At 36.1% G+C, this 11,972-nt stretch carries 16 protein-coding genes; 1 reads left to right on the forward strand and 15 read right to left on the reverse strand.

What is annotated here, in order from left to right:
• From panC to ACOI1D_RS09375, 7 genes are read right to left on the reverse strand one after another with little or no spacing between them, the layout of a single operon-like run.
• On the reverse strand, positions 1–870 hold the full coding sequence (gene panC, locus ACOI1D_RS09345; protein ID WP_422501008.1) for a pantoate--beta-alanine ligase: 870 nt from the start codon (positions 868–870) through the stop codon (positions 1–3).
• Positions 871–892: 22 nt separating this feature from the next.
• Positions 893–1,696 carry a 3-methyl-2-oxobutanoate hydroxymethyltransferase gene (gene panB, locus ACOI1D_RS09350; protein WP_422501009.1) on the reverse strand — a complete coding sequence of 268 codons (804 nt, stop codon included), beginning with the start codon at positions 1,694–1,696 and terminating at the stop codon, positions 893–895.
• Entirely contained in the window at positions 1,686–2,687 is a 1,002-nt protein-coding gene (locus ACOI1D_RS09355) for a biotin--[acetyl-CoA-carboxylase] ligase (protein ID WP_422501010.1), read from the reverse strand. The genes panB and ACOI1D_RS09355 overlap by 11 nt, the downstream gene beginning before the upstream one ends.
• Positions 2,663–3,865: a CCA tRNA nucleotidyltransferase gene (locus ACOI1D_RS09360; RefSeq protein ID WP_422501011.1), complete on the reverse strand. Its 1,203-nt coding sequence runs from the start codon at positions 3,863–3,865 to the stop codon at positions 2,663–2,665. The genes ACOI1D_RS09355 and ACOI1D_RS09360 overlap by 25 nt, the downstream gene beginning before the upstream one ends.
• 21 nt (positions 3,866–3,886) lie before the next feature.
• A complete protein-coding gene (bshA, locus tag ACOI1D_RS09365) occupies positions 3,887–5,014 on the reverse strand; it encodes an N-acetyl-alpha-D-glucosaminyl L-malate synthase BshA (RefSeq protein WP_422501050.1) in 1,128 nt (375 codons plus the stop codon).
• The gene (locus tag ACOI1D_RS09370; RefSeq protein WP_422501012.1) at positions 5,011–5,436 is read right to left on the reverse strand and encodes a methylglyoxal synthase; all 426 of its coding nucleotides are present in this window, start codon (positions 5,434–5,436) and stop codon (positions 5,011–5,013) included. Before ACOI1D_RS09370 ends, bshA begins: the two co-directional genes overlap by 4 nt.
• A 34-nt stretch (positions 5,437–5,470) precedes the next feature.
• Positions 5,471–5,806, reverse strand: coding sequence for a nucleotide pyrophosphohydrolase (locus ACOI1D_RS09375; protein ID WP_422501013.1), 336 nt, complete (start codon positions 5,804–5,806; stop codon positions 5,471–5,473).
• A gap of 208 nt (positions 5,807–6,014) precedes the next feature.
• On the opposite strand from ACOI1D_RS09375, the gene ACOI1D_RS09380 reads away from it, so the two are divergent.
• A complete protein-coding gene (locus ACOI1D_RS09380; protein WP_422501014.1) occupies positions 6,015–6,890 on the forward strand; it encodes a YitT family protein in 876 nt (291 codons plus the stop codon).
• Positions 6,891–7,042: 152 nt separating this feature from the next.
• On the opposite strand, the gene ACOI1D_RS09385 is transcribed toward ACOI1D_RS09380, so the two are convergent.
• The 8 genes from ACOI1D_RS09385 to ACOI1D_RS09420 form a co-directional block, all read right to left on the reverse strand.
• On the reverse strand, positions 7,043–7,723 hold the full coding sequence (locus tag ACOI1D_RS09385) for a zinc metallopeptidase (protein ID WP_422501015.1): 681 nt from the start codon (positions 7,721–7,723) through the stop codon (positions 7,043–7,045).
• A gap of 63 nt (positions 7,724–7,786) precedes the next feature.
• The gene (locus tag ACOI1D_RS09390) at positions 7,787–7,954 is read right to left on the reverse strand and encodes a sporulation protein YpjB (protein ID WP_422501016.1); all 168 of its coding nucleotides are present in this window, start codon (positions 7,952–7,954) and stop codon (positions 7,787–7,789) included.
• A gap of 71 nt (positions 7,955–8,025) precedes the next feature.
• Positions 8,026–8,607, reverse strand: a complete 582-nt coding sequence (locus ACOI1D_RS09395) for a DUF1405 domain-containing protein (protein ID WP_422501017.1) — start codon at positions 8,605–8,607, stop codon at positions 8,026–8,028.
• Between the two features lie 85 nt (positions 8,608–8,692).
• The gene (locus ACOI1D_RS09400) at positions 8,693–9,463 is read right to left on the reverse strand and encodes a c-type cytochrome (RefSeq protein ID WP_422501018.1); all 771 of its coding nucleotides are present in this window, start codon (positions 9,461–9,463) and stop codon (positions 8,693–8,695) included.
• A gap of 15 nt (positions 9,464–9,478) precedes the next feature.
• Entirely contained in the window at positions 9,479–10,153 is a 675-nt protein-coding gene (gene qcrB / locus ACOI1D_RS09405; protein ID WP_422501019.1) for a menaquinol-cytochrome c reductase cytochrome b subunit, read from the reverse strand.
• Positions 10,154–10,672 carry a ubiquinol-cytochrome c reductase iron-sulfur subunit gene (locus tag ACOI1D_RS09410; protein WP_422501020.1) on the reverse strand — a complete coding sequence of 173 codons (519 nt, stop codon included), beginning with the start codon at positions 10,670–10,672 and terminating at the stop codon, positions 10,154–10,156.
• A gap of 165 nt (positions 10,673–10,837) precedes the next feature.
• Positions 10,838–11,296, reverse strand: a complete 459-nt coding sequence (locus tag ACOI1D_RS09415) for a YpiF family protein (RefSeq protein ID WP_422501021.1) — start codon at positions 11,294–11,296, stop codon at positions 10,838–10,840.
• Between the two features lie 87 nt (positions 11,297–11,383).
• Complete coding sequence (locus tag ACOI1D_RS09420; RefSeq protein WP_422501022.1) at positions 11,384–11,959, reverse strand: ReoY family proteolytic degradation factor; 576 nt, start codon at positions 11,957–11,959, stop codon at positions 11,384–11,386.
• Positions 11,960–11,972: the final 13 nt, after the last annotated feature.

The raw sequence follows: 11,972 nt of genomic DNA on the forward strand, positions 1-11,972 counted from the left end.
CTATATATGTTTAACAATTTCTCCGCTTCTATCGAACAGCAGATTGTCAATTAACCTTGCTCCCTCAAAAAAAACTGCTGCAGCCAAGATCACTTGCTGATCAACTGTAGATACAGGCTTAAGTTCTGGATAACTTAATAACTCAACATAGTCGATTTTACCATTAGTATGGTTATCAATCGTATCTAAAACCTCTTTTACTACTATAGCAGGATTTTTCTCCCCGTCAACAACTACTTGCCTGCCATATTCTAAAGCTTTGTATATCCATGGTGCGTCCACACGTTCATCCTCGCGCAGATTAACATTTCGACTACTCTTTGCCAGACCATCTTTTTCACGAATCGTTGGCAATGTAACTAGTTCAACAGGAAAATTTAAATCTTTTATCAAAGCATCGACAACTGCTACTTGCTGCGCATCTTTCCTCCCAAAATATGTTCTGGTAGGCTGAACGATAAGGAATAGTTTTGATAATACTGTTACAACTCCCTGAAAATGTCCTGGCCGCGTTTTACCACACAACACGTTAACCCGGTCCTTAATGTCCATGCTGATTACCATTTTATTAGGATACATGTCTTGTGTTTGAGGGATAAATAGAATGTCAACTCCTACATCTTTTGCATTCATAATATCTTGTTCTTCATCCCTTGGGTATTGCTCATAATCCTCACTCGGTCCAAACTGCAATGGGTTAACAAAAATACTGGTGATTACAATATCATTTTCTTTTTTTGCCTGCTTCATTAAAGCGACATGCCCTTCGTGAAAAAACCCCATCGTCGGAACAAAACCAACTGTCTTGTTTTCAAGGATGAATGAAAATGCAAGGTTTTGCATTTCACTTACCGTACGAATAATTTTCATTTTTCTACCTTCTTTTGACTTATCAATTTGATGTAAAGCTATATTTTTCGGATGGAAACGTTTGGTCAACTACATCGTTCCGGTAAGATTCAATTGCTTCTTTAACCGTACTGTTTAAATCTGTATACGGTTTAGCAAATTTTGGCAAACGGTCAACACCATACTTTAAAATATCATGATACACTAATACTTGTCCATCACAATTTGCACCTGCACCAATGCCAATTGTTGGAATAGATAGAGCTTCCGTTACTATTTTTGCTAATTCCATTGGGATACATTCAAGGACCAAAGCGATTGCCCCACTAGCCTCCAATTTTTTAGCATCTCCTATTAGTTTATCAGCAGTTTCTTTGTCCTTTCCTTGAACCTTATAGCCACCTAGTACGTTGACAGACTGTGGTGTCAATCCCAAATGTGCAATTACTGGTATCCCAGCATCGGTTAATCGTTTTGTTAAAGTAAGTATTTCTTCTGAGGCACCTTCAATTTTCACTGCCTGTGCATCTGTTTGTTGGAAGATGCTACGTGCATTTTTAAGTGATTCCTGAGGAGAAATGTGGTAGGACATAAACGGCATGTCGACTACTACAAATGTATTTGCCGCTCCACGTCTTACTGCCTTTCCGTGATGTATCATATCGTCTACAGTGACTTTAATGGTTGAATCATAACCCAACACAACCATACCCAATGAATCCCCTACAAGGAGCATGTTTATTCCCGCTTCTTCAGCTAATTTTGCAGCTGGATAATCATAAGCAGTTAGCATTGTTATCTTTTTATTTTCCTGTTTCATTCGTTGAAGATCTATTCTAGTTAACATTTTTATCTCCTCCTCCAAACCAATCAATTTCTGCTGAATACAGTTTTTGAATCCTGCCATCATCATTTTCAATTAACAGTGCACCATCATTGGCAATTCCATCAAATTTAGCAGTCCAGTTTTTTTTCATAGTGTTTACTTTAATGTCCTGTCCTATTTTAAATCCATAGCTTTCCCATTTTTCTTTCGTTTCCGTGAATCCATTGGTTATATACTGATTATACGTAGGTTCAAATGTCTGTAAAATTTGTTGAATGAGATCCTTGATAGGTCTTTCTTCCTTAGATGCAATATGTAATGAAGTTGCTGTATTTACTAGGTCTTCTGGAATCTCGTTGATTGAATGGTTCACATTTATTCCTATTCCAATTACAATATATTGAATTTGGTCTTGTTCAGCTTGCATTTCAGTTAAAATTCCTGCAACCTTCTTCTGATTAATCAGTACATCATTTGGCCATTTAATTTGGGGTGTAATACCAAGCTGTTTACTAAAAACTTCTGCAATAACTGTTGCTGTTAGTAAGGTTAACTGTGGTGCTAAATATGGTAATATCTTTGGCCTTAGAATGATGCTCATCCAGATACCTTTGTTTTCACTTGAATGCCAGGGTCTGTTCATTCTCCCTTTACCTTCTGTTTGCTCATCAGCAATAACAACAGTTCCATGTAAAGCATTTTCACTAGCAAGCTGGTGTGCTAGGTGCTGTGTTGATGTAACTGAATGTCTGTGTATTATTTTATTTCCTAACCACTCTGTTTGAAGTCCCCAGTGTAATGTGTTTTCACTTGTTTTAGATGGGTACGCTGTAATTCTATATCCTTTTTTTGTTTTTCCTTCAATTCTGTATCCATCTTCCTCTAACTTTTTCATATGTTTCCATATAGCAGCACGTGAAATGTGTAATTCATTTGATAATTGTTCTCCAGATATATAGGTGGAGTTATTCTCTGCCAGTAATTTTATTAATTTGTTCCTGGTGGATTCCATTTTACCCAATCCTTTAATTCAGTTTTTTTGTTTAGAACATGATTTTGAACAACAAAGTCCTCCAATTCATTTAGGGCTTCTTTTATCCAGGGACCTTTATCTTTATTCGGAAATAAGGTAATTAAATCCTGCCCATTGATTTGTAATTCTTGTCTGGAATGGATGGGAAGTGAATTGTAAATAGTTAATAATTCAGCTTTAGTTACCAAGGAACTTGGATCTATCATTGTTATTAAGCGCATAAAAGCATCAATATATTTTTGCTGTAAGCAATATAAAAAACGATTATCGATACCGTTTACCTTATAGTAATTTACAGCTTTAATTAAATGTCTAACCTCTTTTTTCTCCTGATTGGAACACTTCCAGGAATCAAGCCATTCTTTTATAGGTATGTTTGATTCCAAATAATGAAATAAGGTGACTACCTCAGAAAAACTTTTTAATGGAATAAAATTTGATGGAAGGTTTCCAATAATATATGGATAGTTTATCATAACTGGTAGATACAGATGAATTTCTGTTCTTTTTAAATATTCCAATCCATTTTTAATGAATAAACCACCAAAAAATTTAGTGATCTCAGTACGAACACGTTCCACTGCCAATTTAGAAATTTCAGGAGCGATTATCTTCATGTTATTTATTGTTTCAGGATCTATCTCGAATCCGAGCTGACTTGAAAATCGAAGTGCACGTATGACTCTTAATGGGTCCTCGTCAAATCTTTCTCTACCATTACCTACAGTTCGAATGATTTTATGTTTAAGATCATTCATACCATCGAATAAATCTATAATATCCCCTGAATGATCCATTGCTAACGCGTTAATTGTAAAGTCCCGGCGTTTTAAATCATCGTCAATAGTCTGAATAAACTTAACGTTGTCAGGCCTTCGCTTATCCGAATACTTTCCATCTACCCTGAATGTTGTTACTTCATACGACTTGTTTTTATGTCTAACGATAACTGTCCCGTGTTCGAGCCCAACTGGTATTACATTTGGAAATAGCTGTTGAACCTTTTCCGGCGGTGCAGAAGTAGCAATGTCTATGTCAGAGATTGTTCGATTAATTAAATAATCTCGTACACATCCACCAACGAAATATGCTTGATAACCATTATTATTTAATTTATCAATAATATGCACAGCTTCGTCAAATGTTTGATCAAGCATTCTGTTCACCACTTTTTACATTCATTTTTTTGATAAAACACGATTATATATATCTGAATACTCTTTAACAATGATTTCTGAGTGAAAAAACTCTCTAGCGCGCCTAAAAGCATTACGGGAAAAGCGTTTTAACAATTCCTCGTTCTGCAGTAATTGTACAGCATATGCTGCCGCTTGGTCAGTATCGCCTACACTAACAATATAACCCGTCTCATTATGCTCGATAACTTCTGGGATTCCTCCGGTGTCAGTTCCGATAGTTGGAACCTCACATGCCATAGCTTCCAGCAGAACAAGACCAAAACTTTCTTTTTCTGACATCAGTAATTTTAAATCCGAAATAGATAGGAGATCACTGATATTTTTTTGTTTTCCAAGAAACAAAATTTCATTATTTAAACCAAGTGAATCGACTAATTGACAAATACTTGAGTACTCAGGACCATCACCGACAAGTAACAGTTTAACATTCATTTTCGCTTTAATTTTGTTGAAGGTGTGAATCACATCCTCAACTCGTTTTACTTTACGAAAATTAGAAATATGGATTAAAACTTTTTCGTCCTCTTTAATACCGTATTGTTTTTTAATATGTGGCAATTCTTTTTTGCTGTATTCATGTTCATTTACAAAATTATAGACAACATCAATTTCTCTTGTAATTCCGAGCATGTCTTTAGTTTGCCCAACAAGACTTTTTGAAACAGCAGTAACTGCATCAGATTGCTCAATCCCGTGCGTTATCATTTTCTTGAAGGTTTGATCTATCCCAAGTACTGTGATATCAGTACCATGTAACGTAGTAACAATTTTAACGTCATGTTTAGCAATATCTCTGGCTAATATGGCGCATATCGCATGCGGCATGGCGTAGTGTACGTGTAGAACATCTAGCTTCTCTCTATCTATTACATCTGCCATTTTATTTGCAAGTGCTAAATCAAAAGGCGGATATTGAAAAACCGGGTAATGGTTTAGTTCTACTTCATGATAAAAGATTGTCGGGTATACGCGACTAAGACGAAATGGCAAGCTTGAGGTAATAAAGTGTATTTCATTTCCCTGTTCAGCAAGCAACATACCCAACTCAGTCGCAATAACACCAGACCCCCCAACAGTAGGATAACATGTTATTCCTATTTTCATTATATATTCATTTCCTTATCTTTTTTATTTTGCTTTACTACTTCTCTCCATTGAAAATCACCACGCTCCAAAGCGCGAATTAAAATCTCTCCAGCAGCTAAATTTGTTGCTAATGGAATCAGATAGACATCACAAAGTCTCATTAGCGCAGTTATATCAGGTTCGTGGGGTTGTGCTGTCATTGGATCCCGAAAAAATATAACCATATCCATTTCATCGTTAGCCACCATTGCCCCGATTTGCTGGTCACCTCCTAGTGGACCAGACTGAAATCGATGGATTGGAAGATTTGTTTCTTCCGTTATCAACAATCCAGTTGTTCCAGTAGCATAGATAGAGTGTTTTTGTAATACATGTTTGTAGGCAGTACTAAATCTTACCATTTCTTGTTTTTTTTCATCATGTGCTATTAATGCAATGTTCACCAGATTCACCTTCTCCCCATTATTATCCTATCCTTTATTTTTGCTTCCAGCGATCTTTATCACGCGTTTCTATTTTTGTGATAGACCGAACGAATGCATCCGATAAATCAATATCAAGCGAGTTTGCAAAACTGATGAGAACAAATAACATATCTCCCAGTTCATCCTCGATTGCCTTGTCATGTTCAGTGATTTTTTTTGGTTTTTCACCAAAATGATGATTAACTTCCCTTGCCATTTCTCCGAGTTCTTCTGTTAACCTAGCAATCTGAGCAAGCGGGGAGAAGTAGCCTATTTCAGATTTCGAAATATATGTATCCACTCGTTGTTGCATTTCATGAGTCGTAAGTGTATTTTTATTAGTTGTCATTTGCATTCCCCCAATAAATGTTTTCTTCCTCTCATGTTAGCTAATTGACTTTAATTTGACAAATTATTAACCTGCTAAAACATACACGTTGTTGATTCTACTGAAATTGTCTATAATAGAAAAAGTGTGTTTCTAGGTGAAGCCTGCACAAAAATAAAAATATAGGTGAATAAATTATTTTTAAATATGAAAAGGAATGGGAGGGTTCATGGTGGTTTTTGGTATAAAAATTAAAAACGTCATATTTATCTTATTAGGTTCAGCAATTTTTTCTTTTGGTCTTGTACATTTCAATATGCAAAACAACCTTGGTGAGGGAGGATTTACTGGTATAACACTATTGATGTATTTTCTTTGGGGATGGGATCCTGCTGTTACAAACATTATACTCAATATTCCAGTATTTTTTATCGGTTGGAAGTTCCTTGGACGTAATACTTTTACTTATACAATCATAGGTACGCTTTCAGTATCTTTATTCCTGGCAATCTTTCAACTCAAGCCTTTCCAGTTGGATTTACAATCTGACATGACATTAGTTGCATTATTTGCTGGCGTATTTATCGGGGTGGGACTGGGAATTATTTTCAGATATGGTGGCACTACCGGAGGGGTAGACATAATAGCGAGACTAGTCCACAAATATGCAGGCTGGAGTATGGGGAAGACAATGTTTCTGTTCGACGCAGTTGTAATAGCAACATCTGTAATTACTTATTTAGAACTAGTTGAAGGTATGTATACTCTAGTAGCTGTTTATATAGCTGCACGCGTAATTGACTTTATCCAGGAAGGTGCTTATTCAGCACGTGGGGCAACTATTATATCCAGCAAGAGTGACAGTATCGCTGAAACAATTATTAGAGATATGGATCGTGGAGTAACTGTTCTTACAGGAAGAGGAAGTTTTACTGGAGAAACCCGCGATGTTTTATATTGCGTGGTAGGAAGAAATGAAATAGTACGATTAAAAAATGTAATAAACAGCATAGATCCACATGCATTTGTTGCTGTTAGCTCTGTTCATGACGTGGTAGGAGAAGGTTTTACATTAGACGAAAACAAAAATCCGATCGCTGATTGATTGTGAAAGCAGCAACATCACTGTTTATATCAAATTAGAAAACTTGGCTTATCGCCAAGTCTTAATTGCGAAAGCTCTAGTTGTACTTATGCAGTAAGAAAGGATTTATACTTTCTTACCTGCCAAAAAAGATGGCACAGTTGGCCATCTTTTTATTCATTACTTGCTGTAAACATTAGGATGAATCGAATTAATTCTGCAAGAGCAACTAAGGCAGCTGCAACGTATGTTAAAGCTGCTGCATTAAGAACCTTCTTCGTTTCACGTTCTTCATTATTATTTATAACACCTGTTGAAACCAACTGTGTCATTGCACGACTTGAAGCATTAAACTCAACGGGTAATGTGACCAGTTGGAAAAGTACTGCTACGGCAAAAAATATAATGCCAAACAGCACAAGGTTCATCATACCAAATATAAATCCGCCTATGATAAGGAAAATAGATAAATTTGAACCAAGACTTGCAACAGGTACTAAAGCATGTCTAAATCTCAAAAAAGCATAGGCTTCAGCATCCTGAATTGCATGACCAACCTCATGTGCTGCAATTGCAGATGAGGCCATTGACTTGCCGTGATAGTTTCCACTGGACAAACGCAGGACTTTATTTCTAGGATCATAGTGGTCAGACAAAAATCCTTTCGTTTCTTCAACTTGTACATCATATATACCATTATCATTTAAAATTTTACGAGCAACCTCTGCACCTGTCATTAAGGAAGACGTTGGTTTTTTTGAATACTTTTTATATGTTCTCTTAACTTTAGATTGTGCCCAAAGCGGGATAATCATTAACAAGGCAATATAAACAATATATCCACCAAGTGTCATAGCTATTCCTCCATAAAATAATAGTCTTACTAAGGTCAATTTTAGTCAAAGATGACATAAAAGTCAACTGTCAGACTCTCTTTGCTGACGTTTCTTTTCGGCTTTATATTTTATCCAACTGACATAAGCTAATACCACTATAATGGTTCCACCAACAATGATTATAACCCATAATAAAGAAGACGTACCCTGGATGAGATTAACTATTGTAGAATAAGTATAAATACTCAAATATAATCAACCCCTTAAAACCTTTTTCCCTTTATAAAGTTATGTAAGGTTAGAAGAGGATATCACAACTATTACAGCAACTGCTTATTTTTGTTCTTAATTGTGAGCGCATAAGCGATGAAAATGGATACTACACTTAACCAAAAAGTAAAGTAACCAATCTTATTCATGTAAACATTTAAGGAAGAATATACAGGCATCATGTTAAATACGTAATCAATTATGTCATTATGTAATGTCCAGATAGCAGCAACTACAATATGTCTCACCTTTATTCGATAATAAGGTGCATAGAGTAATCCTTGTATGGCCATCGCCCCGTGTGAAACCATCAGCATATAACCTTGCCAACCAAGAGATCCGGAAACAACTAAAGTTAATATGTTCATTGCAACTGCCCATATCCCATACTTAAATAAGGTAATAATAGCAAGCGCTTCTATGTATGGAGCGTTCTTTTTGAATAAAAAAAACAGGACAACTATCGTAAAAAACAGGCTTGCGGTTGGGCTATCTGGAACAAAAACCAGAAAAATATCTGGTGTTGCAGCAAGTTGGGAGCCATACCATATGTATCCATAAATTGTGCCAAACAGGTTAACGAAAAAAAGTAAAAGTAAAAATAACTTATCACGCAATATGTAGTGTAACATGCTGCTACCCCTTTCTGACAAAAGTAAAAGACGCCTTCACCAATTCTCTGTTGGCAAAGGCGTCATGTATAACTAAGTGTTTTAATTATTTCGCTTTTTCATTTACATTTATAATAAATTCTGCCAATGCTGCCAATTCTTCTTTGGTACCTTTAAAAACCCCTGCAGGCATTGTTTTATAACCCTCTTGAGCTATTTTCATGATTTCCTCTTTCGTATGATCAATCCCGATTAAAGAAGGTGCCGCAGCACTTCCTTCAAGTGATTCTCCGTGACATGACATACAATTTTGTTCATAAACTGCATATCCAGGGTTTTCTTTATTAATTTCTGTTGCTGGAACTGGCTTATTGGCTTCTGCACGTGCTTCCCAATTAACGTGTGCAGCTGATTCATAAGTAAGTAACATAGTAGATGCTAAGCCCAATACCATCATTGCAACAGCAATAGGTCTTTGATTGGGTCTGCGTCCTGGTCCTGGATCTAAGAATGGTGCTAATAATAAACCACCGAATGCTAGTCCGGGAAGAATAATGATACCAAATAAAATCCATGGTCCACTTGCAAATTCATACTTTAACAGTTCATATAAAAACAGGAAGTACCAATCTGGCAACGGTACGTATGTTGCATTGGTTGGATCAGCTACACCTTCTAATGGTGCAGGATGAGCTAAAGTTAAGCATAAAAATCCAACTAAAAATACAGCACCGACTAACCACTCTTTTAACAAGAAGTTAGGCCAAAAAGCTTCAGTTCTTCCAGGATATTCAGAATAATCTTTTGGTATATTCGGTTTGCGTTCTGAAGATATTCGTGAATCTCCAACAAACTTCATTCCTTTACCCTTATGCACAGCTTTCCCTCCTTTTTATAGTGGTCCAGAAATTCCTTGTTTACGAATTAATAGAAAGTGAGCAGCCATTAACCCAAACAACCCTGCTGGTAAAAAGAATACATGGATTGCAAAGAAGCGTGTTAATGTTTGTGCTCCAACGATACTCGGATCACCCGCCAACAGCGTTTTTAATTGCGCGCCAATAAATGGAACTTGTTCAGCGATATTTAGTCCAACCTCTGTAGCAAAGTATGCCTTGTTGTCCCAAGGTAACAAGTAACCAGTAAAACCAAGACCTAGCATAACAAAGAATAATAGAACCCCTATCATCCAGTTAAGTTCGCGTGGCTTTTTATAAGCGCCTTGGAAAAACACGCGTAAAGTATGTAACAAGAGCATTACGATTACTACACTCGCACCCCAATGGTGCATTCCTCGTACTATCTGACCATGTGCTACCTCTGTTTGTAGGTAGTAAACAGATTTCCAGGCATTTTCTATATCAGGTACATAGTACATGGTTAGGAACATTCCGGATAGAATTTGTATAACGGTAACAAAGAATGTCAATCCACCAAAACAATACACAAACGCTGAAAAATGATGAGCGGGGTTTACATGTTCTGGCACTTCATGATCTGCAATGTCACGCCATAAAGGCGTAATGTCTACTCGTTCGTCAATCCAATCATAAATTTTCTGTAACATTTATACTCCCGCCTCCCCTCTTGCGTGTGCATTTCCTAAGTATAACATTCCATTTTCAACTTTTGATTCATATACATCAAGTGGTGCTAATGGTGGTGTACCTTCTACGTTAACACCATTTTTGTAGTAACGTCCACCATGACATGGACAATAAAATTGGTCTGGAAATTTATCGCTACCTTCCCAGGCTACTACACAACCAAGGTGTGTACATATTGGGGAAAGTGCGACGATATTATCTTTTTCATCTTTATAGACCCAAGCTGATTTACTTACTTTTGATTGATACCAAGCATCTATTTGTTCAATCTTCCAGTCAACACGTTGTGGTTCATTTGTTATATCTTCGACGGCAATACCAGCATTATTTAGGTTACCGGACGTTGTCTTCTTTAAAATCGGATCAACTGCCATACCTAACATCGGTACAAGCATACCTGCTGCCATAAAACCACCTACACCCGTAAGTGTATAATTCAGGAATTGTCGACGGGATACTTGTTGCTTTTTTTCGCTCATGATTTTCCCCCCTCTTTTCATTTAATCACGGACATTACTAATTTAAATCAGATTACTAGGACATTACCATGATAGCGCAAACTGCTTGTTCGGTCAATATATAATCAAAAATGTTACCAACAATTCATGCAACTAATTCACATTTAGCACACTTTTTCATGGTTATTACCAATAGGATTTAATTAATTCACTTATTTGCCCAACTTGATCATGAATAACTCCATGCATTTCTCTTGATGACAAATCACCAGATTGAATACCGGGGAACCACAGAAGCGTACCTTTTAATGATTGTTCATGTTTTTTCCAACTCGAATCAAAAGTGATAAAGAAGGTATTTGAAAATGGTTGTTTTGTGCTATCCTCTATCCATTCATTCAATCTAGCAACTTCTTGCTCTTTGTCTGCGTTTTTTAAATAATTATAGCTTGGTGTTAACACAATTCTTCCTGTTAACTCTTTTTCAATTTCATTTGTTAGGATAGAAAGAACTTCACCCTTAAATGCACTTTTTGGTATATCGGTGTCATCAGACAAATGAAATGGTGACAAAGGCACAATTATAGTATCTACATATTCTTTTGCTTGTATGTATTGTAGTAAATCTTTTTTTACCCATTGCATTATTAGCTATACTTCCTTCCTTTTCTTAAATCTAGGACAAATTTATTTCTTACTGAATTTTATCTTATTTAGACAAAAAAAATCAACCTATTGGTTTAATAACTTAGGTTGACCTTGATTATTATTTTCGAGTTTACTCAACTTTATAGTAAGTTCCATGAACAATTGCTGATCATTAATATCAAGACTATGGTCAATTGCAGCTTGTATTTTCTTTTTTTCTTGCTCGTATACCAACATTTCTAAAAGTAATTTAGCATTTTCCTGATCACTCTTCGTAATATAATAATCTTCAGGAATAAACGGATTATCTTCCAGAACGGCAACATAAGATGCATTTTGGATTGAATTATGAAAGTTCAGTTGAACATAAAGCGCTTCTTCTCTATTCATTCGTATATCATGGAATGACTTCTCAGCGTCTGTTGTGACCAAATGATTTTTGTAGAAACGAAACGGGGCATCATTTGAACATTGGCTGGAAATGATGATGCCTCGTGGGCAAAACTTAGCTTCACGAATGAAATGAACATTTTTTAAAAGGCTATCATGATTAACTAAGTAGTTCAAAATCCAAACACTTTCACGTTTCTTTAGTTGATAATGATTTAGGAACCATTCAATAAATGATTTTTTGTCTTGAATGGATATAGGAGCCTGCATATCATTTTCCTCC

This window comes from Virgibacillus sp. DJP39 (assembly GCF_049310925.1).
In the GTDB taxonomy this organism is placed as follows: Bacteria; Bacillota; Bacilli; order Bacillales; family Amphibacillaceae; genus Virgibacillus_F.